This window comes from Acidiluteibacter ferrifornacis, assembly GCF_009909615.1.
GTDB lineage: Bacteria > Bacteroidota > Bacteroidia > Flavobacteriales_E > Vicingaceae > Acidiluteibacter > Acidiluteibacter ferrifornacis.
The window spans coordinates 315,387-337,324 of record NZ_WWNE01000007.1; the positions used below are offsets into that span (position 1 = coordinate 315,387).

Here is a 21,938-nt window from a genome sequence, read left to right on the forward strand (position 1 = left end):
GAAATTCAATAGTTACTTCTTTTTTTTTGAGAAGGTCTTAAACTTTTCTCAAAACTGAATATCATTTCATATTGTGGTCATTTTTTTTATAATTTCGACATCCATATGAATCAACCAAACAACCCTCCCTTTCAATCTTTTAATCACCGCAGAATAATAATCGCACTATTGCTTATAATTCTAGCTTTCGGTTTTTGCTACAACTTAGGAGAAATCTCTCTTCGAGCTGAGGAACCAAGAAGAGCTGCCATTAGTATGGAGATGATCTTTTCTGGTGATTACATTCATCCTACGCTTAACAATTGGGATTACTTTAATAAACCTCCGCTCTTCAATTGGGTGCAAATTGTTTTTATGAAAGCATTTGATTCAAATGCCGAATGGGTCGCACGAATTCCGTCATTACTATCTCACCTTTTAATAGGGATTTTAATGTTTTTTGGTTTCAAACCATTTATAGGAAAAAATGCCGCAACATACTCTGCCCTATTATATATAGTAGCCGCTGAATTAATCTTCTACGGTACAATCTTTAGTGGAGAAATTGATTTATTCTTTAGCTTATTGGTATTCCTTCAAATCATGAGCTTGTTTATTTTTTATCAACGTAAACAGTATTTGTATTTGTTTTTAGCTTCCTACCTCTTTGCAGCTTTAGGTACACTTACAAAAGGCCCTCCCTCTATAGCCTTTCAAGGGCTTACTATCATTGCTATGGCAGTCCTATATAAAGATTTAAGACTTCTATTTAGATGGCAACATTTTGTAGGAGGGGCATTATTTCTAGTAATTTGTGGTGGATATTTCTTTGCTTATAATTCTGATGGTGATGCAATAGCCTATATGGTTCGTCTGTTTAAAGAGGCTTCTCAGCGAACGGGGATGGAAACAGCAATCAGTAAAACCATACTTGGAATCATAAACGTCCCCTTCCAAATCCTTATTTTAATTATCCCTTCTTCCTTATTGATTCCTTTTCTTTTTAAAAAAGGCAACTATGATTTGATCAAGAGTAATCCGCTATTATCATTCTCTCTGTTTTTCGTCCTATTTAATCTACCGTTATATTGGTTTACAGGAGATTTTAAGAATCGATACGTTTATATGTTTTTCCCTTTTATTATCTTATTCTTCGCCTATTTTTACGAGAAAAGAAAAGATGAAATGCCTAAATTGACGGCTATTTTCGAAAAGATAATTAGCGTAATCCTCTTTATACTACCCATTGCTTTTATCGCATTTATTTTTACTCCAGTCTCCAATTTGGTTGAGAATGCAGCAGTTTTAGGGACTTCTTTAGCTATAGGGTTTCTTGGCATTTCATATTTCTACGCCCGATTAACCTCTCACCGACTACTTTTGCTTATTATGGCTATAGCCCTCCTGCGAGTTGGAGTCAACTTTATCTATCCACCATTTCTTGATGATCATTCAGAAACGAATATTAAATCCGAGATGAACATCGTTCTTGAGATAGCAAAAGAAAGAAGTGTGCAATTCGTAGGACTTTCGATATTGTTAGTTTCAGATGCATCTATTGGTCCCTTCAAATTTTCAGAGGTTACAACCGAGATTCCTGCTCATATGTCTTATGAAATACCCTATTATTACGCTCTCAAAAAGAATGAGCCATTTGAGTTTACGACAGAAATTGTTCCAGGTAGATTATATCTTGCTTATGAGTGGTTTTTAAGAGACAAAGAGTACACTCTCCTTCATGAGTTTATAGACACTAATGATCAAAAGATTTTATTTATAGAAGTTTAGCTCCTTCTTTTTCTATCGGCTTAAACATAAAATAAGCTCCTGCAATCGAATTTATCGCTAAACTCAAGTAAAATATTATTCCGATAGCTAAAGTCAAATCGATATTGAGCCCCATATACTCTGCACCGAGAACAAATGCCAGCTCCCTTGCTCCCAACATTGGCAAAGCATAGGCATAACATGAAACTAGGAAAATAAATAAGTAATCGACAATTTCGGCCCCAACTCCTAAAGACAACAAGATTAAAAAAGCACACATCAATTGAAAAAACTGAACCACTATAGATTGTATACTTGTAATCACCCATGAAGGCAGAAAAGATTTGAAAAACAAGAAAACTCCGAAATAATGCGCTAAATAAGCTAGTACTATCAATGGAATTGAAATCCACTTGTAATCAAATTCAAATGAAATAAAATTGACAAGAATTAAAACTAAAAAGGTAAGCCCCATTATACCGCTCACTTTATCCAACAATGAAGCCCATACCAACTTCTTAGTTTTGATATCAAACTTCTTTTTAAGCCAAATGATTTTATAGCCTTCACCACCGATTAAAGGAATAAATAAATTATAGAACATACCGGCTAAATAGAGCCGATAGTTGACCCAATTGTCTAAAAAAACACCCTGAGTTTTATACAAATTATTTATTCGAAAACTTCCAACTAATTTTGAGACGAAAAAAGAAAAAACCGCCAAAACCAAATATAAAATATCGGCGTTTGCAAAGTGCTCAACGACTTTATCTATATCTATCTTTCTAAATATCAAAACAATAGCAACCACACTGAGAACTAACTTAAGTATGAGTTTTAATATCTTCTTGCTTTTAGATTCGGCCATTTTGCTTTTAAAAAGTGTAAACTTATTTATTTAAAATAAGAAATACTCAATCTCCCAATGATAAAACTATTGAAACAATGTCTTATTCAGGAATTTGATACAGTAGAAATAATTATAAATGTTGACTATCGCCCCTTACCGGTTATTTTCCAACCAATCCATGCCATTGGCAAATATGCAACTCCCAAATCTAATACATTAAACCACAAGGGAGAAGGCACTTGAAAAACCATTGTAATACCTCCAATAAGGAAGAAAACACCAATGACCATTGCAAATTTTAACTGATGGCTTCCTGCTATAAGTGCAGCTAACAAGGCGCCAACTAAAGTTCCAAGAGCATGAGCCAAGAAAGGAAAAATGAAATGCTTGGCCTCAAAAAGTTCCATAGCAGCTTTAAGGCCTTCCATCGTAGTTGTATCCGCACCTGCTGGGGGAGGAATAATAGATCCACTGATGTTAATCAATCCCATATTTACAGTAGCTCCAACAAATAAGCCTATCACAACGGCCAATATATTTTTCAGTATTATTTTCATCGCACTAAAATTATTTCAAATGGACGCTAAATGTATAAAATGAAGATTGCTTATCCTAATTATCTCCATCAATCATTCGCCCTAATCCACCCAAGATAGAGCCTTCGCCTTTTGATGATCCACCCATTTTAGGTGCGTGTTGAATAATTCGATCGGCCAATCGTGAGAATGGTAAACTTTGTAAATAAACTGTTCCAGTACCTTGAACTGTGGCTAAAAACAATCCTTCTCCACCAAAAAACATCGACTTTAAATTTCCTGCTCTTTCTATGGAATAATCTAAGCCAGGTGAAAATCCAACAATACAACCAGTATCAATCAATAAAGATTCATTGTTCAATGTTTTTTTAACGATGGTTCCACCTGCATGTAAGAAGGCCAAACCGTCGCCTCTTAGTCGTTGCAATATAAATCCTTCTCCGCCAAAAAATCCTGCTCCGAATCGTTTAGTAAATGCTATAGAAACCTCTGTTCCTTTAGCTGCACATAAAAAAGAGTCCTTTTGGCAAATGATTTCGCCACCAATTTCTTTTAAATCTAAGGGTAGAATTTTACCCGGATATGGTGCTGCGAAACTCACTTCCTTTTTACCAAAACCATTGTTCGTAAAGTGCGTTAAAAAAATTGATTCTCCTGTTAACAATCGTTTTCCAACACTAGCCAACTTTCCCAAGATACCTTGATTGGGTTGAGAACCATCACCCATTTTTGCTTCAAACTGAATGTCTCTGTCCATCCAGTTCATGGCTCCTGCTTCTGCAATTACGGTTTCTTGTGGGTCAAGTATAACGGACACCACTTGCATGTCGTCTCCGTGTATTTTATATTCTATTTCGTGTGATCTCATATTTCCTGAATTTGAACTTTCGTTTTTATTTTCGAAATAACTCATACTGTTTATTTTTTACAATCAATACTACACGAGCGGCAATTAGCCTTTCGCTAAATTTTCTTTTACTCTATATTTTACGATTTCCGAAACTAATGCCAACGGCAATGGCTGATCTATAAGAAACTGAATGGCTCCCTTGGAGGTTTTATAATTTATAAGTGCGTTAGTGAAAGCTGTTATACCTGAAGGTGAAGGATAAAACCCAATGTGCTTTTTGAATGCCGCGAAATGAACCAAATTTCCATTTAATTGAAAAGTAGGCATGCCGTAATTGATGACCTCTTTTGCTTCGGGAGCTGCGGTTTGGATCGTTTTTCTCAATGCATTCAATAACTCTTTTGTCGTATCTGAGAATTGAGCTATGTACTCGTCAACATTTTTGGGTTTTGGCGATTTTTCTTCCATCAGTAAATTACTCTTTAACTAACTCCCCATTTGAATACATAGACTCTTTTATTACTTTTCCTTTGTCATCATATTCGATATAGGCTCCGTGTTTTTGACCTATTACGTTATAGTTAACTTCCTGTTTTAGTTGTCCATTTTTGTGAAAATAATACCAAGTTCCGATGTCATAATAATAATCAGAATTATTTCCCATATCATGTTTCGACCAGATTCCAAAATACTTTGGAGTCCCATCTTTAAATGATTTATCTAGAATTTTTATGGCTTTAAATATAGAATTTGCTGAGTAAGATTGAATTCTTTTACTGTACTGCTCTAATGTAGTATCAATAGGCAATCGATATATCAATTTATCAATATCAGTAATCTCTAGATAAGAACTATAGTCTATTTCATATCGATACAACTCTGAGTATTTTTTTATAACATCTCCTTTTATTGATGCACCTCTCTTTGTACTTTCAAAATCCGCAACAATATTTGTATCTCCGGAGAATAATTCTTTCAAATTCGATTTTTTGACTTTATATGAAACTCCATCGTTAATATCAATTACATATTCAACTTTAGTTCTCACTATAGGGATAGATGGAAATCCTGTTATAATAATGTAGAATAAATTAAGTTTAACCTTTTCATAATAACTGTATCTGCCGAAGTTTTGAAGTTCTACAAAATTATTCAGAGAGAAAAGGAATTGATTTTTTCTAACATATATCTTTTCCCCATCACAAAATCCAAAGACTTTCGTTGACTTAACACCATCTTCTAAATTGTAACCAATACCATAATATTTAACTTTCCCATTAAAAAAGAAACCATGCTTTTTATAAGCGCTATACAAAACCCCGTTGTAAGGCAATGATGGGTTATTGTATTTAAACTCTTCAAAAGTTCTATACACTCCTTTTTTCAAAACCACGCCAGAATCTACGTTCAGTTCTTGAGCAAATAAGCTGCTGAGCCCAAATAGGGCAATCAAAAAGGAGAAAACAAATTTCATACGAGTTAGCTAGTTTTTAGGAAGTCAAACATACTAAAAGTCAAGAACTACTTTACAGTAGCAATTTCAAAAATAGAAATATTAAAATCGCAACTCACTTGAATGGATTCGATGGTTTCAAAATGACGCAATTGGGCTGCTGAAGCACTCCAATAATAGGGAGTCATTTTTAGTAAATTCAGTATTGATTTATTATTATTTAGATCCAATACAAATGAACAGCGTTTTGTTTCAACTTTTGCAAACGGTTCAGGAATCTTCTCCAATATCGTTCGTTCATGTGGGCGAAATTCATCGTATACCAACTCGGCTATTTCTTTCATGTGGTTCTCTGCAGGACTTACAATTACTAACTTCCCTTCTTCTGACAATACACGCTGAAATTCTGCCGCATCAAATGGAGCGAATATGGAAACAATTAAATCCACAGAATGATCAGCTACGGGCAAGTTAAACACTGAACTCACAAAGTAGTTAGCCGATTTGTATCGCTTAGCTGCTAAACGAACTGCATATTTAGAAATGTCGGTTCCATATACTTGGGGAGAGATTGATTGCAGCTGTTCTGCAATTTTATGGGTGTAATACCCTTCGCCACAGCCGGTATCTAAAATAGTCGCGGCTGTTTTGTCTGTCAATTGACTCTGAATCAATGAGGCGACTTCATGAACCAATGGATCGTAATGCCATTCTTCTAAAAAGTTTCTCCGTGCCGAAATCATCACCTCATTGTCCCCAGGGTTCTTCGATTTCTTCTGATTGACTGGCAGCAAATTCACATACCCTTCCTTAGCAACATCAAACTGGTGATTGTTTTCACAACCATAACTTCGGTTTTCAGTTGGTTCAAGAGGAGCTTGACAATGTGGGCAAATCAAAATAGACATACTGCGAAATTCGGGAGAATGATTGATAGAATTAATTTTTCTTGAAACTTTTCATTTAAAAGAGTTTAATTATAAATTCAAAACAATTAACAATTGCCTCTATCAACTTATTTTTTTGACCGTCCTTGAAGAAAATGAATTATAGCTCAAAATGAAACTTTAGAGAGATGGAGAAGTTCCGATTTTAAGAGGAAATCACTCCTTCGAAGTTAAGTTTCATGAATAGAAATAATTTATTTCCTTCAAAGACTTGACCTTTTGGTTCTTTTGGGTCAAACCAAAATAACGTCAACTAGATTTATAATTGATCGAACTACAGCTGTGACTTGAGAACTGATATTTTAACTAAAATCACTATACTTTCTTCATCAGCAATCACCTTCAATACTTCTCTCTCTGACTCTTCCGCCACCAACACATCACTTTGTTGCAACAGAAACTCATTGTTTATTTCAATTGCTCCTTTGTACAAATAAAAAATCAACCAATTGGAAGAACCTTCGATTGCAACTTCCTCCCCTTTTGAAATCTTCAACACTTCAGTTGTATTCGAAAATTCGGGTTTAATGATCACATTAAAATCCACACCAATCCCTACAGATTTGGTATTCCAATCTCCTTTAAAAAAATCTTGATCGAAGGGTTTCAAAACCCTTTTATGATGTCCTTCATGTGAAATCTGAATACTACCATCTAGAATGAGTAATGTCCGGTCAAACCCAACAAATGGTGTAAATGTAGATTCACTGACTTCTACTTTCGCTGTGCTTATTCGAAAATAAAAATTCCGATCTGAAACATTTGATCCATTAGGAAAAATAAACAACTGCGTGGTGCTTCCTCCAGACCATTGAGTGGTTGTGTGAGCTGCGGATGGAATGAGTTGGGTTTTCATGGTGAATTAGATTCTTTTCTAAAAGTAGCTAAAAGTTATATCCATGTAATTTATTTTTTTGTCTTTAAAAATAAATTTTACAGTGATTAATGCCGATTGTTAAAATTAATAGTCGAATGATCTGCCTAAGGCAGAGAAATTGGAGGATATAATTTTTCATTTCGATATTAATCCCACCCCGCTTTTCATTGCATCAAAAATCTTTTCTACTTTAGTCGACAGAAATAAAAACTCATGGAATTACACTACCTCGATTGGATCATTATAGCAGCCTATTTCCTACTTTCACTTGGTATTGGATTGTATTACAAAGCCAATGCAGGAAAGGATTTAAGTCAGTTTTTCCTAGGTGGTCGAAATTTACCTTGGTACATCGCAGGTATTTCTATGGTGGCAACCACATTCGCTGCCGATACTCCACTATGGGTAACCGAGAAAGTTGCCCAACATGGTGTTTCAGGAAACTGGTTGTGGTGGAACATGCTAATTGGAGGAATGTTAACCACCTTCTTTTTCGCCCGTTTATGGCGAAGAGCGGATGTCTTAACAGAATTAGAATTGATTGAAATCCGCTATAGCGGAAAAGCAGCGGCATTCTTAAGAGGTTTTAAATCCCTCTACATGGGAATCTTTCTGAACGTTGTCATCATCGGCTGGGTAAATGCAGCTCTCGCTTCTATTTTGATTGTCTTTTTTGACATTCCAGAAACTCAGATTTTATACGTTTTGGGAGCTTGCATGCTAATTGTTGCTTTCTACTCTACTTTGTCAGGATTTATGGGTGTTGCCATTACAGATACTATTCAATTTTTCATTGCCATGATTGGCTGTATTATTTTGGCTTATGTCGTTTTAGACACCGAACAAATTGGCGGAATAGCCGGACTAAAAGCTCAATTGCCCGCGTGGCGATTTGACTTCTTTCCAAAAATCGGAGAAGGCTCTTCTACCTTAGACACCATAGGCACTTACAGCATTTCAATAGGTGCTTTTTTAACTTTCGGATTGGTGCAGTGGTGGGCGAGTTGGTACCCAGGAGCCGAGCCAGGCGGTGGCGGTTACATCGCTCAACGAATGATGAGTGCTAAAGATGAAAAGAATGCCGTTTTTGCTACCTTATTTTTTCAAATCGCTCACTACTGTTTGCGCCCTTGGCCGTGGATTATTGTTGGCTTGTGTGCTTTGGTATTGTATCCAGACTTAGGACCTGAAGAAACCAAGCAAGGTTTTGTTCTGGCGATGCGTGACTATTTACCAGTTGGATTAAAAGGATTATTGCTTGTTGCTTTTTTAGCGGCTTATATGAGCACCGTTTCCACTCAATTGAATTGGGGAGCCAGCTACATTACTAATGATTTCTACAAGCGATTCATCAAAAAAACCGAATCATTCAAAAATGAGGAGGAAGAAAACAAGCACTACGTAAAAGTTGCAAGAATCAGCACATTACTGATTGTTTTGATCTCCATTTTTGCAACCTCACAAATCGAAACCATTGATGGAGCAGCCAACTTTCTAATTGAATGTGGAGCCGGCTTAGGAATGGTTTTAATTCTGCGTTGGTATTGGTGGAGAATCAATGCGTGGAGTGAAATTACTGCATCCATAGCCCCATTCTTAGGTTATTCTTTGTCCAATTATGTTTTCCATTTCGAGCACCCTACCAACTTCTTATTTACTGTAGGATTTTCAACCGTTTGTTGGCTAATCGTTACTTTTTTAACTCAACCAACAGATTATGTTCATTTGGCAAAGTTCTACAATAAGGTTCGCCCTGAAGGTAATTGGAAACCTTACAAACAAAAGGATTCTGAAGAAAAGAGCACCATTTTTCCTTTATTGATGTGTTGGTTAAGCGCTGTGATAATGACATATGGAATTTTGTTTTTTATCGGTTCGCTCATCTTCCAAAACTATAGTGATGTGATGCTTTACGGTGCCATAAGTTTGGTCAGTTTTACAATCCTAAAGATTTTTATATCAAGAAGTCATGTGTTCGAAAGTTAAAGCCCCAATAGCTGGTTCAACTGTTCCTTTTTAGAACCTGAAACAGGAATCACCTCATCATTTAACAACGTTATGTAACCGGTTTTGCCTTTACTGAGCCTGCTCAATTCTTTTAAGTTAATTAAATGAGAATTGTGACATCTAAAAAATTTGGAAGGGTCTAATTTTTCTTCATAATAGCCCATTCGTTTACTAGCCAAAATAGCGGGATGTGTTTTTGAAATTATCTTGGTGTAACTACCATCTGCTTCCAACCGAATAATGTTTGAGACATCTAATATCAAATAGTCTTCTCCATCATAAACAGATAATGTTTCACTGTATTTTACAGCAGACTTCTCAGCTGTTTTTTTATCTGCATTCAGCAATTGAGAAGCTTTCCTGACGGCTTTTATTAATTCTTCTCTCATCACAGGTTTTAAGATGTAATGAACAGCATTCGCCTTAAATGCTTCAAAAGCATAATGGGAATAGGCTGTAATGAAAATTAATTTCTATGATTCTATTTTGGGCGGTTTAAAGAACAGATAATAAGATAATCTAGTTTTATTGCGACAATTTTAGAGATTTAATTATCTTTACCCAACAATTGTAAAAAGATCAAATTAAATATTTAATTATTTGCTAGTTATGCAAAACACTCCCCTTGGCAATATATCTTTTGGAGCACTTAGAACAACATTTGCTGCCATCACTTTCGGTCTAGTTATTTCTTTTGCTTCTTGCGCCGAAGGCGAAAAGAAAGTAGTAACTGAAGAACAGCAAGAAAAGCCAAAAGATAAAAATGAAAATACAATGTTTGAGATTGAAGGAAAGGTTTTTAGTATCCCTTCTCCAATTCAAACAGCTTTGTTGTTAAAAGATGCAGGCACTTCTTTTGACGGCTCTATTTTAAATCCAACTGCTAACATTACTAAATACACAACCTCGACAAAAAGAGCCATCAATCTTGGTATTTATGGAGCAGATTTAGGATATGTTACTATTTTTGATCAAACTCAATCTTCCATTTCGTACTTAGCAGCTACCAAAAGCTTGGCTACTGACTTAGGAATTGCCAATATTTTCGATCAAAAAATATTGTCTCGATTCGAGAAAAATATTGGTAACAGAGACTCCTTATTGAGTTTAGTTTCTGATGCTTTTAAATCAACTGATCAATTTTTAAAGAAAAACCAGCAAGAGCAATTAGGTGTGTTAATACTCGCAGGAGGTTGGATTGAAACGCTACATTTTGCTACCAAAATATCAGGTTCCTCAGGAAATCAGAAAGTTATTGATAGAATCGGAGAACAAAAAATCACACTTGAAAACTTGATGAAGTTATTATTGACCATTGAAGCAAACGACGATGTTACTCAGCTTCTGGGTAGCTTGCAAGAATTAAGAGATATTTATAACGGTGTTAATTATGTTTATGAATACAAAGAGCCAATAACAGATGTTGAAAATAAAACAACTACTATTACAAGTGTTTCAAAAATAGAAATGAGTCCCGAAATACTTAAAAGTATATCAGATAAAATATCAAGCATCAGAAATAATATCACGCTATAATGAACACGAAATCTATGAACAGATCATCTTTAAGATCACTTATATTATTCCTTTTCCTTGCTGTTGGCAGCCAATTCAATTCTTTTGCACAGTGTGATACAATTGCCACTATTTGCGAAAAGAATATGGCCAAAAATTATTTATCAGACGGCCAAGAATATAGAGCACTTTTAATTGAAGAGGAAACAGCCGAATTTCACTTAACACTTTATGGGAATAGCACGTATAGGTTTGCTGCTTGTAGTGGATTAACTGATGGTAATCTTATTTTTTCAGTTTATGATAAAGATAGAAATCCCATATTTTCTAACAGAGATCATGCTGTTAGTCCATACTGGGATTTTAAAGTCACCAATACACTTGATATTATTGTAGAAGGCAATTTAAATCTTGATAAATTAGGCTCAGGTTGCGCCGTATTATTGGTTGGTTTTAAACCCTAATCATTTACACCACATGAAATATATGAAGGTCTTGAATAATTAGTTTCAAGGCCTTTTTTTTATTATTTTCATACCCAAAATTGCACCTCGATTTAAATCAACAAAATGAGTGAACGGATTCTAAAAGCATTAATGCAACTATTTGCTATTGTGGCAAATGTTGGAGAAGACAATAAACTAGGAAGAGATTTTGTAGCTTTTTTCCTTAAACAGCAGCTCAACCAAGAGTTGGTCAATAAATACCTCGAAGTATTTGATGAATTTGTAGAACAACAAAGCAGAAAAAAAGATGGATCAAAAGCACGAAAAAGAACCTCAGTAAATTCTGTAAAGGTCTTAGTTATTTGCACGCAGATCAATAAAGAACTCACTCAAAAGCAAAAGATATTTGTTCTATTAAAATTACTAGAATTCGTTTATCTTGATGATGATGTTGTACCACAAGCATTAGAATTTGTAGATACAGTAGCGGACACTTTTAATATTGAACCTGAAGAATACAAGCGTTGTAAATCTTTTATCGAATCAGACGTTAACCACTCCATAGATTCAGAAGATTTTTTAATTGTTGGTAGTAAACCTCCCGAGGCGAACTCTAAAACCAAATTTATACAAGCAGATGGCCTTAATGGAAAACTAAGAATATTATTTGTAAAGAGCGTTAGGATGCTTTTTGTAAAATACTTAGGAACTTCAGAATTGCAACTAAATGGTCAGATAATACTACCATATAAAATTTATATTTTAAACCAAGGTTCTTCATTAAGAGGTAGCAAGCTATCAACCATTTATTATAGCGATATCATAAGTAAGTTTCTGGCTGACAAGAATGAAGAGCTAACAACTTTTACTGCAGATAATATTACCTATCAGTTTAAGAATGGAAATATTGGACTACATCCGATGTCCTTTCAAGAAGAATCGGGTGGTCTAATTGGTATCATGGGAGCTAGTGGTGCCGGTAAATCAACCTTATTAAATGTTTTAAATGGGAACTATCGGCCTACCACAGGAGCTGTTCGTATTAACGGGTTTGATATTAATGATCCCGAAAATAAAGAAAAAATTGAAGGAGTCATTGGGTACGTCTCTCAAGACGATTTACTGATTGAGGAGTTAACCGTTTTTCAAAATTTATTTTTTAACGCCAAACTTTGTTTCGGCAACCTCTCTGAAAAACAACTAATACGTATGGTCATCAAAGTCCTAAACTCCTTAGGGCTCTACGAAACTAAAGATCTGAAAGTAGGAAGTCCCATGGACAAAACCATTTCAGGCGGCCAACGAAAAAGGGTAAATATCGCTTTAGAATTAATTAGAGAACCTGCTGTACTTTTCGTTGATGAACCAACTTCTGGACTATCCTCCAGAGACTCTGAAAATATTATGGATTTATTGAAGGAGCTTTCTCTTAGAGGAAAGCTAATTTTTGTTGTAATCCATCAGCCCTCTTCAGATATATTTAAGATGTTTGATAAGCTTTTGATTCTAGACACAGGCGGTTACCTGATTTATAACGGAAATCCTGTAGATGCTATTATTTACTTCAAAACTTTAGCAAATCAAGCCAATAAATCAGAAAGTGAATGTGGAGAGTGTGGTAATGTAAATCCTGAGCAAATATTTAACATTATAGAATCTAAGGTTATCGATGAATATGGAAACTTAACAGATAGCAGAAAAACTTCTCCACCTGAATGGCAAGAAAGTTATAAAGAAAAAAATGAGGGAGGAGCATTACCCCCTATTAAAAACACGGATAATCCGGTTATTACATTTAAGATACCCTCTCTTTTTAATCAGTTTAAAGTCTTTATCAAACGAGATATTCTTAGCAAACTGACTAATAAACAGTATTTGCTCATTAACTTTCTAGAAGCTCCTATATTGGCGTTCATTTTGGCATTTATTGTAAAATATAAAAATGTAGATGCTGCCGTTAGTAATGCCTACGTTTTTAGGGAAAATGAAAATATTACTGCGTATATCTTTATGTCGGTAATTGTTGCACTCTTTATGGGACTTACAGTTGCTGCTGAAGAAATCATTCGTGACCAAAAAATACGAAAACGGGAAAAGTTTTTGAACTTGAGTAATGGAAGTTATTTGTTCTCAAAGATTGGAATTATGTTCTTAGTCTCTGCCATACAGACACTCAGTTTTGTATTAGTAGGAAATACCATATTGGAGATACAAGGGATGTATTTCGATTATTGGTTGATTCTTTTTTCTACTTCTTGCTTTGCCAACATGCTAGGTTTGAATATTTCTTCCGCTTTTAATTCTGCAGTAACTATCTATATTCTAATTCCATTTTTAGTAATCCCTCAATTGATTTTGAGTGGTGTCATAGTAAAATTCGAAAAACTTAACCCTACCATAACTGTACAAAATAAAGTTCCCTGGAGTGGGGATGTTATGGTTAGTAAATGGGCTTTTGAAGCTCTTGCTGTTAATCAGTTTAAAAACAACAAATTCAATAAAAATTTCTACTATGCTGATAAAGAATTAAAAAAGTATGGGTTCAAGAAGAACTTTTGGATGGGACGAATGAAGGAAAAGGTAAACTTTGTTCAACGGAACCTTGAAGATGAAACAAAACGACAAGAGGTCATAGATGGAATAGAGTTGTTAAAATATGAAGTTGAAGGTGTTCAAAAGCTAGTGCCAGATTATCCTTTTGAGAAAATTGACCTACTGACTATTGAGCAAATTGATGGTCCAACGATTGAACTATTAAAAGAATATCTAGCAGAGCTAAATGACCTATTTATTGACAAATACAATGAGCTTACAGCTGAAAAGGATAAAATAGTTGTTTCCTTGAATAAAACTGATGAGGATAGGGAGGCCTTTATAAAATTGAAGGATGATTATACGAATGAATCCTTAACTGATTTGGTAACCAATAAGAATGACCTTAACAAAATTATTGAATGGAATAATCGGTTAATTCAACATTCTAACCCTGTGTACAAGGATCCTGATGGATTTAGAGCGCACTTCTTTGCTCCCTCTAAAGAGTTATTCGGTACAAAAATAACAACTTTTTCAGCTAACCTACTAGTAATTTGGCTTTTCTCTATAGTATTGGCCGTTACCCTCTATTTTGACCTATTGAAGCATTTCTTGGATTGGATAGAAAAACAGTTTACCAAAATAAAATTCGCTAAATAAAATACCTTCAAATTCGCACAAAAAAACTCCTTAATGTAAATTAAGGAGTTTTTTTATATTTCGTTTGAAGAATTACTCTTCCATTTCTACCATCTTGAATGGAATATTAATAATCGCTTGGTAATCTTCACCTGCTTCTAACATATCTTCATCATCCTCTTCGTAATACCAATTGATAACCGTCTCACTTCCTCCGGTATTTATCTTCTCCAACTTCTTAAATACGTCTAGAATACACTTAGATGAACTTGTATTAAAGTACTCTAACTGAATTCTTACAGTCGTATTTGGTTTTGGGGTATTAGAATATTCCTCCAATTTATCTATTAAAGGTTTATAAAACTCAATAGAATTTTCAGGAATTGAACGTCCTTTGATTAATAATGAACCATCCTCTAAGCTAAATTGAATTGTTGGGGTTTTCGGTGTACCCTCTATTGTTAAATTTTCCATTTTCCTATTTTTTAATATTCTCCTACTTTAACCAAAAGGCTATAGAATGTATATTTATCGTCTAATTTTTTGAAATCGTACTCTAATTTATGTGCTGATTTTCTGGCAATATCAATCATCCCAAGACCTCCGCCTCCCTTATCAGACATCAATCCGTTGTTTAATACTTCTTTGTAGAAATCCTTTAATTCATCAGTTCCTAAAGAATTAATTTTATCAATTCTTTCTCTTAAACTTTCGACTTGATTATTATCCATATAATTACCTGTACAGATAAGGTAAGCATCCTCAGATTTGCCTATTACAAAAATAACCGATGAAACATCTTCGTTACCTACTAAACCAGGGTTTTCGGATATGTGATGGTATAAGTTTTGGAGTGCTTCGACCAGTACATTATATACTTTCTTTCTGATCTTGGATGGCTCATCCAGCTTATCCATTTTAGATTCTACAATCTGCAATACAGAAGTTACCAAATCTGAAGAAACGTCACCTTTATAGGACAATATTATATCGTCCTGCTTCATAAGGCTATAAAAGTTGTACAAGTCTATTTCCATACCAACTAGGCGTGCTACTTCGTAATTAATCTTTCAACTTATTGTTGAAAAAACACCAACTGTATTTTACCATTTATATTACTGCGCTAATATAATGCATATTGTGCCACAAAAAAAAATAAATTTAAGTAAATAACCTATTATTTATTCAAAAAAATAATAATTCTGAAAATGTTCAATTTAGTCGACCCCCTGTTCGTAGTTTACTTACTTTTGTCATCCCAATTTATCAAATTATAAGCATTAAGATGGTAGACAAAGAATGGTTTAAAGAATGGTTTGATTCTCATTATTACCACCTGTTATATCAAAGTCGTGACGAGAAAGAAGCCCACCAATTCATTCAACGTTTAATTGGTCGTTTTGCACTAAAAAAAGGATTAAAAATTATCGACATTGCATGCGGAAAGGGACGTCATTCCAAATTCATTAGCACTTTAGGGTTTGATGTAACAGGAATTGATTTATCTGCAGAAAGTATCACATATGCGCAAAAGGATGAGAATAAAAATCTTCATTTTGCCAGACACGACATGCGGGAGGTATTCAGGCCAAACTATTTTGATGTGGCTTTAAATCTATTCACTAGCTTTGGGTACTTCGAAAGTGAAGAAGAGAATAAAAAAGCCATCCAAGCGATGGCGGATAATTTAGTTCGTCAAGGTCATTTAGTAATTGACTTTTTAAATGTTAAAAAAGTTATAAAGACATTACCGGTAAAAGAACAAAAGACCATAGAGAATATTACTTTTAATATTGAAAAGTTTTTAGCTAATGGATACATTACAAAAGAAATTGCATTTGATGATGAAGGTAGAGCGTTCCATTTTACTGAGTATGTCAAAAACATTCAATTGCATCAGTTTCAAGAATACCTCAACCTTTCAGGATTAGAAATCATTCACACATTCGGCGACTACCATTTAAACTCCTTTGACGAAACTACTTCTGATCGACTAATTTTAATCTGCAAAAAGAATTAATAATGAATATTTGGGCTGTTCTACTTTTGTTTCTAAGTTCCGCAATTAGCGGTATTGCCATGGTTTGGTTTCGTCCGAATGGGACCAAAAGTATCAAATTACTCCTTTCATTTAGTGGAGCATTTTTGATGGCAATTTGTTTTTTACACCTTTTACCAGAAGTATTTACGAACACTCCGAAGGAGGTTAGTCTATTCTTACTCATTGGTTTCTTCTTACAACTGCTACTCGATTATTTCTCAGGAGGTATAGAACATGGACATATTCATTTACATAAAGACCAATTAAAAAAGTTTCCGTTCCTTGTTTTTCTAAGTCTTTGTTTTCATGCTTTTATTGAAGCCGCTCCTGCGTTTCACTTTCACTCCGGTGATCATAGTCATGACGTTTCTCCACTGTTAATTGGTATTGTCATGCATAAAATACCGATTTCAATCGTATTAGCAAGTTTGCTTCTAGCAAATCAAATAAAGAAGACCAATGTGGCCATTGCCATTATCATCTTTTCATTAATGGCACCATTAGGTGGTTTTCTAGGTCATTGGTTAAACCATAATACGCAGTTTGCTGATTTATTCCCTTATTTATTGGCACTAGCTGCAGGAATTCTTTTACATATCGCCACTACAATTCTATTAGAAACAAGTGACAATCACAAATTTAGTAAAATGAAAATAGTCAGCATTTTAGTTGGTGCTTTGTTAGCAATTATTGCTACCTACTGAGTCAAGTTCAATTAATGAATTTTAAGCTTTTTTTCTTTTATAAAGAACCCTCATTAGTTAACTTTGTTATCAATAAAAATCAAAATATAAAAACAATATAAAATGGCAGTATTAGTCGGAAAAAAAGCACCGCACATCTCTGCGAGTGCAGTAATTAACGGTGAAGAAATAGTAGAAAACTTTTCATTAGATCAGTATTTAGGTAAAAAGCACGTGGTTTTATTCTTTTATCCAAAGGATTTTACTTTCGTATGCCCTACTGAACTTCATGCGTTTCAAGCAAAATTAAAAGAGTTTGAAGACAGAAACACTGCAGTGGTAGCATGTTCAACAGATACAGAAATGTCACACTGGGGATGGTTACAAGTTGCAAAAGATAAGGGTGGTATTCAAGGAATAACTTATCCAATCATTGCGGATACCAATAAAACCATTGCTACCAACTTTGATGTTTTAGCGGGGGAATGGGATTACAATGAAGAAGGACAAATGATGGCTCACGGTGAAATGGTTGCTTATAGAGGTTTATTTCTTATTGATAAAGAAGGAATTGTTAAGCATCAAATTGTAAACGACCTTCCATTAGGTAGAAATGTGGATGAAGCAATCAGAATGGTTGACTCTTTACAGTTTTTTGAAGAGAAAGGTGAAGTTTGCCCCGCAAACTGGTCAAAAGGTAAAGAAGGAATGAATGCTACTCATGATGGAGTAGCTTCATATTTAGCTTCCAACTAATTTAAAAATCAAAAAAGTCTTAAGTCCTAACCAGCGGTTAGGACTTTTTTATTTCAACAATAAAAAACTTCCGGTTAGGTTCTCATACAACCCATCACCTTTCAAACTATATCGAATCGAATAAATGTAGTTACCGGGTGGAGAAACTTTACCGTGATACCTTCCATCCCACTTTTGATATTGGTCGTGTGTTTCAAACAGTAATTCGCCCCATCGATTAAAAATCTGAAAGCTATATTCCTGGTAGGCGCATTCATAAGTTGTACCAAACATATCATTATGCCCGTCACCGTTAGGACTAAAGGCATTAGGCATAAAAATATCACATGCGCAATTTCGATAGTCTATACTTATCGTATCAGTATCAAATCCACAAACATTTGATGCAAAAACAGAATAGGTTCCGGGATCCTCAATTATAAATCTTGACTTTTCAGATCCATCTTGCCAAAGGTAGTTTGTATATTTAGGATTTAGATTTATAATATGGTCTTCTCCGTAACAGAGCACCTTATCTTCTCCAAAATTTAGATTTGGGGCCTTAATAAAAGTTACATTTATTGTATCACTTGCTTCACAACGCCCTACATGGGATTCAACAGAATAAGTCCCAGAGTTTACAACCACATATTGAGGTAATCTTGAACCATCGTGCCAACGATACTGCGCATTGGAGAAGGTGGCATCCAATATGAGAGTATCTGAACTACACATCAATGTATCTTTTCCAAAATCTACTACCGGAGTTGGAGAAAAAGTAATATAGACAGAGTCTGCAATTGAACAACTACTTGCTGAAACATTTACCCAATACAATCCTGATTCAGTAACGGTATAATTAGGAGTCCGAGCATTGTCTTGCCATAGATAGGTAGCTCCGGGGAAGGCAACATCAAAAAATACCGACACTCCTTCACACTCAATTCTATCATCTCCTAAGGTTAAATTTGACAATTCACTAAAAGTGACCTGAATGGTATCTCTTATCAAACAAGAACCCAATGTTACTTCTACCCAGTACTCTCCAGTTGAGGATACATTAAGAGTTGGATTAGTTGAATTATCTTGCCACTTATATCGTGCTCCATTCACACTTAATTTAGGATCAATCACAAATGACGTCTGCGAACACAAAACAGTATCATTCCCTAAATCTAGATTTGGTCGAGTATAGCTCGTTATTACTACTGAATCTCTTGTTACACAGCCATTCGCTTGAACTTCTACCCAATACATACCTCCTTCAGAAACTCGAAGAGTTGGACCTGTAGAATTATCATTCCAAAGATAAGTTGCTGCAGTATAAGTTGCATCTAAAACAATTTCATCACCATCACAGATTACCTGATCTGCTCCCAAAGACACATTTGGATTTTGGTTATAAGTAATTGAAATGGAATCCCGAATAGTGCATCCATTATTCATTACATCCACCCAATATATCCCTGTATTAGATACAGAGAGTTGAGGGCCATTGGAATTATCTTGCCATACATATTGAGTAGACGTACTGTTTTGATTAGCATCTAACAAATAAGTGGACAGGTCACAAAAAATGGTATCCTCTCCTAAATTAACTTTAGGAGAGGGACGTTCTACTACATTAAAATTTTCACTTGACTTGCACCCTCCATAGCTATATTGAACTGTATATATACCGGGTGATGAAATAGCATATCTTGAAGTGGTTGAACTATCTTGCCACAAATAGGAGTAACCGAGCTTGCTAACATCCAAATTTAAAGTACTCCCTTCACAATAAAATGTATCTGTGATTAAAACAGCTGGAGCGGAGTAGCGGTAGACCGTATTAATATTATTGGTCCTCCAACCTCCCACTACATAACCATAAGTTCCGTCCGAAAAACTAGCAGAATTAGATCGATCTCCAGTATTAAAACCACAAATTTCTTCCCAAGTATCCCTATTCGGTAAATAACGTTAGTAAGTTCCTAAATCAAACCCTGAACCAAGGCGATATCCTCCACCAACTATTAACTCTCCGTTTACTTCAAAAGACATTGCATTTAATCTTCCTTTTCCAGGTAAAGTGGCCAATTGAACCCATGTATTTGTAGACGGGATATACTTCCACAAATCATCAAAATCTTGAGAATAATTATGACCTAAACCCACATACAAAGCATTTCCTATAGACTCAACAATCCCCTCGCTCCTAGCTCCAATAGGGTAATTCAAAATTTGTCTCCACGTATTAGAAACGGGATCATATTCGTAGAATTCATTAAAAGGTCCTATTCCAGCTTGACGCCCCCCTATTACGTAGCCCTTTCCATTGACAGCTGCTGCTCTAGCTCCTGTAGTTGCTATTCCAGGATAATCTGCAATCTGACTCCAAGTGTCGGTTAAAGAATTGTATTTATACATGGATTGATATGATACGGCCCCATTCCATCCTAACCCTACATACGCATCTGTTCCAATTACAAAAGCATCACCTAAACGACGACCTACCCCCGGAAAATTAGCCTTACGGGTCCATATATTTGTTGATCCATCGTATTCCCAAAGTTCAATTGAATTAGTCGCGCCATTGGAGCCATTTACTATATAGCCCTTATTTCCGATACTGAATCCAGTTCCACTCCTCATTCCTATACCAGGAAAACTACTTCTCGCTACCCATCTTTGAGCAACGGCAGATATTCCATTCACAAGGAATAAAAGGAAAACCAAATACTTTAGGACTATTCTTTTCATTTTTATCTTGAAACGTACTAGCTATTTTTTTGTTGTAATTATTTGCTTCTAAAAGACAAAAGCAAACATTAAAATTAAGACGTAATCAAATGGAAAAATGTCCACTATTAAAAATAAAATAGTTTTCGGAAAATTTAGTTTATCTCAATAAAGTCAATGTTCCTTTGTACACCATCTGATTTTGTGAATAGGGATTGGTGTATTTAATGACGTAAAAATAAGTACCTGAAGGCGATTTCTTTCCATCCACTCTACCATCCCAATAAATATTCTGACTTTCAGACTGGAAGATAGTCTCCCCCCATCTATTAAATATTGTAAATTGATAAGACTCTAAAGGACAGTGAATATATGTTTCAAACACCTCATTTACTCCATCTCCATTAGGAGTAAATACATTTACTATATTGTCAAAACAGTCACAATCAATAAATTCTACAGTAACAGAATCTGAGGCATAGCCACATTGGTTTGCGACCTCAACATAGTATGTTCCTCTAGTTGCTACTAAATATTGAGCACTAGTGCTACCATCCTGCCATATGTATACTGCACCTTCATTATAGGTATTTAGGGTTATAGTTTCATTCGAACACAAAATGGTATCTTCTACAAAACTAATCGTTGGTATGTCTAGAAACTCTATGCTTATCGAATCCCTTGTTGAACAACCATCAACTGTAACATCTACCCAATATACGTCAGAATTAAAAAACGTTTGAACAGAAGAAATAGAATCATTGCTCCAGAGGTATTGACCCAAATTGGTGGTTACATCCAAAACAATAGAATCTCCTGTACATAAAACACTATCCTTTCCCAAATTTACAATTGGAGTAGATTTGTAAAAAAGCTGAATAGAGTCTCTAGTGGTACATCCATTTACAGTTACATCTACCCAATATATTCCGGCTTGTGTGATGGTTTGTGTTGCTAAAGTTGAATTGTTACTCCATAAGTAGCTTCCTGATGGTATTGTCACATCTAAAAGAAGCGTATCTGTGCCACACAAGGATGTATCATTCCCTAAGTTTACAATTGGCGGATTAAAATAATTCACTGTTATAGAATCTCTAGTGGTGCAACCATTTACAGTTACATCCACCCAATATATTCCGGCTTGTGTGATGGTTTGTGTTGCTAAAGTTGAATTGTTACTCCACAAGTAGCTTCCTGATGGTGTTGTCACATCTAAAAGAAGTGTATCTGTGCCACATAAGGATGTATCATTCCCCAAGTTTACAATTGGCGGATTAAAATAATTCACTGTTATAGAATCTCTAGTGGTGCAACCATTTACAGTTACATCTACCCAATAAACTCCTGTTTGAGTAAC

21 protein-coding genes are annotated in these 21,938 nt (G+C 35.0%); 8 read left to right on the forward strand and 13 right to left on the reverse strand.

Translation table 11 applies throughout. The features are described 5' to 3' along the window. The first annotated feature begins 105 nt into the window (after window positions 1–105). The gene (locus GQN54_RS10150; protein WP_160633426.1) at window positions 106–1,767 is read left to right on the forward strand and encodes an ArnT family glycosyltransferase; all 1,662 of its coding nucleotides are present in this window, start codon (window positions 106–108) and stop codon (window positions 1,765–1,767) included. Here GQN54_RS10150 and GQN54_RS10155 read toward each other — a convergent pair. The 7 genes from GQN54_RS10155 to GQN54_RS10185 all read right to left on the reverse strand — a co-directional run bounded on the left by GQN54_RS10155 (window position 1,754) and on the right by GQN54_RS10185 (window position 7,238). Beyond that, window positions 1,754–2,614, reverse strand: a complete 861-nt coding sequence (locus tag GQN54_RS10155; RefSeq protein WP_160633427.1) for a lysylphosphatidylglycerol synthase domain-containing protein — start codon at window positions 2,612–2,614, stop codon at window positions 1,754–1,756. The genes GQN54_RS10150 and GQN54_RS10155 overlap by 14 nt on opposite strands. A 125-nt stretch (window positions 2,615–2,739) precedes the next feature. Then, window positions 2,740–3,153, reverse strand: coding sequence for a hypothetical protein (locus tag GQN54_RS10160; protein ID WP_160633428.1), 414 nt, complete (start codon window positions 3,151–3,153; stop codon window positions 2,740–2,742). Window positions 3,154–3,208: 55 nt separating this feature from the next. Beyond that, window positions 3,209–4,000, reverse strand: a complete 792-nt coding sequence (locus GQN54_RS10165; RefSeq protein WP_160633429.1) for a TIGR00266 family protein — start codon at window positions 3,998–4,000, stop codon at window positions 3,209–3,211. An 84-nt stretch (window positions 4,001–4,084) separates the two neighbouring features. After that, complete coding sequence (locus tag GQN54_RS10170; protein WP_160633430.1) at window positions 4,085–4,450, reverse strand: iron chaperone; 366 nt, start codon at window positions 4,448–4,450, stop codon at window positions 4,085–4,087. Between the two features lie 7 nt (window positions 4,451–4,457). Next, entirely contained in the window at window positions 4,458–5,456 is a 999-nt protein-coding gene (locus GQN54_RS10175) for a toxin-antitoxin system YwqK family antitoxin (protein WP_160633431.1), read from the reverse strand. A 47-nt stretch (window positions 5,457–5,503) separates the two neighbouring features. After that, window positions 5,504–6,343: a putative RNA methyltransferase gene (locus GQN54_RS10180; RefSeq protein WP_160633432.1), complete on the reverse strand. Its 840-nt coding sequence runs from the start codon at window positions 6,341–6,343 to the stop codon at window positions 5,504–5,506. Between the two features lie 313 nt (window positions 6,344–6,656). Further along, complete coding sequence (locus GQN54_RS10185; RefSeq protein WP_160633433.1) at window positions 6,657–7,238, reverse strand: HutD/Ves family protein; 582 nt, start codon at window positions 7,236–7,238, stop codon at window positions 6,657–6,659. A gap of 234 nt (window positions 7,239–7,472) precedes the next feature. Here GQN54_RS10185 and GQN54_RS10190 point away from each other — a divergent pair, with 234 nt between their 5' ends. Beyond that, window positions 7,473–9,245: a sodium:solute symporter family protein gene (locus tag GQN54_RS10190; protein ID WP_160633434.1), complete on the forward strand. Its 1,773-nt coding sequence runs from the start codon at window positions 7,473–7,475 to the stop codon at window positions 9,243–9,245. Here the strand turns inward: GQN54_RS10190 and GQN54_RS10195 are convergent. Next, the gene (locus GQN54_RS10195) at window positions 9,242–9,655 is read right to left on the reverse strand and encodes a LytR/AlgR family response regulator transcription factor (RefSeq protein WP_160633435.1); all 414 of its coding nucleotides are present in this window, start codon (window positions 9,653–9,655) and stop codon (window positions 9,242–9,244) included. The two genes, GQN54_RS10190 and GQN54_RS10195, sit on opposite strands and share 4 nt — an antisense overlap. Window positions 9,656–9,875: 220 nt before the next feature. Between GQN54_RS10195 and GQN54_RS10200 the strand changes: the two genes are divergently transcribed. The 3 genes from GQN54_RS10200 to GQN54_RS10210 all read left to right on the forward strand — a co-directional run bounded on the left by GQN54_RS10200 (window position 9,876) and on the right by GQN54_RS10210 (window position 14,422). After that, the gene (locus GQN54_RS10200) at window positions 9,876–10,802 is read left to right on the forward strand and encodes a hypothetical protein (RefSeq protein WP_160633436.1); all 927 of its coding nucleotides are present in this window, start codon (window positions 9,876–9,878) and stop codon (window positions 10,800–10,802) included. Between the two features lie 14 nt (window positions 10,803–10,816). Beyond that, a complete protein-coding gene (locus GQN54_RS10205) occupies window positions 10,817–11,245 on the forward strand; it encodes a hypothetical protein (RefSeq protein WP_160633437.1) in 429 nt (142 codons plus the stop codon). A 105-nt stretch (window positions 11,246–11,350) separates the two neighbouring features. Beyond that, on the forward strand, window positions 11,351–14,422 hold the full coding sequence (locus tag GQN54_RS10210; RefSeq protein WP_160633438.1) for an ATP-binding cassette domain-containing protein: 3,072 nt from the start codon (window positions 11,351–11,353) through the stop codon (window positions 14,420–14,422). Window positions 14,423–14,494: 72 nt separating this feature from the next. Here the strand turns inward: GQN54_RS10210 and GQN54_RS10215 are convergent, their stop codons facing one another. Both GQN54_RS10215 and GQN54_RS10220 read right to left on the reverse strand, forming a co-directional pair. Next, window positions 14,495–14,875, reverse strand: coding sequence for a DUF1987 domain-containing protein (locus GQN54_RS10215; protein WP_160633439.1), 381 nt, complete (start codon window positions 14,873–14,875; stop codon window positions 14,495–14,497). Between the two features lie 11 nt (window positions 14,876–14,886). Next, complete coding sequence (locus GQN54_RS10220) at window positions 14,887–15,438, reverse strand: SiaB family protein kinase (protein WP_262885865.1); 552 nt, start codon at window positions 15,436–15,438, stop codon at window positions 14,887–14,889. 248 nt (window positions 15,439–15,686) lie between these two features. On the opposite strand from GQN54_RS10220, the gene GQN54_RS10225 reads away from it, so the two are divergent. From GQN54_RS10225 to GQN54_RS10235, 3 genes are all read left to right on the forward strand, one after another. Further along, window positions 15,687–16,421 (forward strand): class I SAM-dependent methyltransferase, encoded by a 735-nt coding sequence (locus GQN54_RS10225; RefSeq protein WP_160633441.1) that lies wholly within the window; start codon window positions 15,687–15,689, stop codon window positions 16,419–16,421. A 2-nt stretch (window positions 16,422–16,423) separates the two neighbouring features. Further along, window positions 16,424–17,146 carry a ZIP family metal transporter gene (locus GQN54_RS10230; protein ID WP_160633442.1) on the forward strand — a complete coding sequence of 241 codons (723 nt, stop codon included), beginning with the start codon at window positions 16,424–16,426 and terminating at the stop codon, window positions 17,144–17,146. A 102-nt stretch (window positions 17,147–17,248) separates the two neighbouring features. Next, complete coding sequence (locus tag GQN54_RS10235) at window positions 17,249–17,881, forward strand: peroxiredoxin (RefSeq protein ID WP_160633443.1); 633 nt, start codon at window positions 17,249–17,251, stop codon at window positions 17,879–17,881. A 48-nt stretch (window positions 17,882–17,929) separates the two neighbouring features. On the opposite strand, the gene GQN54_RS15595 is transcribed toward GQN54_RS10235, so the two are convergent. From GQN54_RS15595 to GQN54_RS10250, 3 genes are all read right to left on the reverse strand, one after another. Next, window positions 17,930–19,720: a T9SS type B sorting domain-containing protein gene (locus tag GQN54_RS15595; RefSeq protein WP_160633444.1), complete on the reverse strand. Its 1,791-nt coding sequence runs from the start codon at window positions 19,718–19,720 to the stop codon at window positions 17,930–17,932. A 102-nt stretch (window positions 19,721–19,822) separates the two neighbouring features. After that, window positions 19,823–20,602, reverse strand: coding sequence for a Kelch repeat-containing protein (locus tag GQN54_RS10245; RefSeq protein ID WP_160633445.1), 780 nt, complete (start codon window positions 20,600–20,602; stop codon window positions 19,823–19,825). A 139-nt stretch (window positions 20,603–20,741) separates the two neighbouring features. Beyond that, on the reverse strand, window positions 20,742–21,938 hold a 1,197-nt coding region (locus GQN54_RS10250; protein WP_160633446.1), incomplete at its 5' end, for a gliding motility-associated C-terminal domain-containing protein.

Excerpts from the sequence above, each read along its gene's own strand:
- GQN54_RS10150 (WP_160633426.1), top strand. The coding sequence starts at position 106 with ATGAATCAACCAAACAACCCTCCCTTTCAATCTTTTAATCACCGCAGA.
- GQN54_RS10155 (WP_160633427.1), bottom strand. The coding sequence starts at position 2,614 with ATGGCCGAATCTAAAAGCAAGAAGATATTAAAACTCATACTTAAGTTA.
- GQN54_RS10160 (WP_160633428.1), bottom strand. The coding sequence starts at position 3,153 with ATGAAAATAATACTGAAAAATATATTGGCCGTTGTGATAGGCTTATTT.
- GQN54_RS10165 (WP_160633429.1), bottom strand. The coding sequence starts at position 4,000 with ATGAGATCACACGAAATAGAATATAAAATACACGGAGACGACATGCAA.
- GQN54_RS10170 (WP_160633430.1), bottom strand. The coding sequence starts at position 4,450 with ATGGAAGAAAAATCGCCAAAACCCAAAAATGTTGACGAGTACATAGCT.
- GQN54_RS10175 (WP_160633431.1), bottom strand. The coding sequence starts at position 5,456 with ATGAAATTTGTTTTCTCCTTTTTGATTGCCCTATTTGGGCTCAGCAGC.
- GQN54_RS10180 (WP_160633432.1), bottom strand. The coding sequence starts at position 6,343 with ATGTCTATTTTGATTTGCCCACATTGTCAAGCTCCTCTTGAACCAACT.
- GQN54_RS10185 (WP_160633433.1), bottom strand. The coding sequence starts at position 7,238 with ATGAAAACCCAACTCATTCCATCCGCAGCTCACACAACCACTCAATGG.
- GQN54_RS10190 (WP_160633434.1), top strand. The coding sequence starts at position 7,473 with ATGGAATTACACTACCTCGATTGGATCATTATAGCAGCCTATTTCCTA.
- GQN54_RS10195 (WP_160633435.1), bottom strand. The coding sequence starts at position 9,655 with ATGAGAGAAGAATTAATAAAAGCCGTCAGGAAAGCTTCTCAATTGCTG.
- GQN54_RS10200 (WP_160633436.1), top strand. The coding sequence starts at position 9,876 with ATGCAAAACACTCCCCTTGGCAATATATCTTTTGGAGCACTTAGAACA.
- GQN54_RS10205 (WP_160633437.1), top strand. The coding sequence starts at position 10,817 with ATGAACAGATCATCTTTAAGATCACTTATATTATTCCTTTTCCTTGCT.
- GQN54_RS10210 (WP_160633438.1), top strand. The coding sequence starts at position 11,351 with ATGAGTGAACGGATTCTAAAAGCATTAATGCAACTATTTGCTATTGTG.
- GQN54_RS10215 (WP_160633439.1), bottom strand. The coding sequence starts at position 14,875 with ATGGAAAATTTAACAATAGAGGGTACACCGAAAACCCCAACAATTCAA.
- GQN54_RS10220 (WP_262885865.1), bottom strand. The coding sequence starts at position 15,438 with ATGGAAATAGACTTGTACAACTTTTATAGCCTTATGAAGCAGGACGAT.
- GQN54_RS10225 (WP_160633441.1), top strand. The coding sequence starts at position 15,687 with ATGGTAGACAAAGAATGGTTTAAAGAATGGTTTGATTCTCATTATTAC.
- GQN54_RS10230 (WP_160633442.1), top strand. The coding sequence starts at position 16,424 with ATGAATATTTGGGCTGTTCTACTTTTGTTTCTAAGTTCCGCAATTAGC.
- GQN54_RS10235 (WP_160633443.1), top strand. The coding sequence starts at position 17,249 with ATGGCAGTATTAGTCGGAAAAAAAGCACCGCACATCTCTGCGAGTGCA.
- GQN54_RS10245 (WP_160633445.1), bottom strand. The coding sequence starts at position 20,602 with ATGAAAAGAATAGTCCTAAAGTATTTGGTTTTCCTTTTATTCCTTGTG.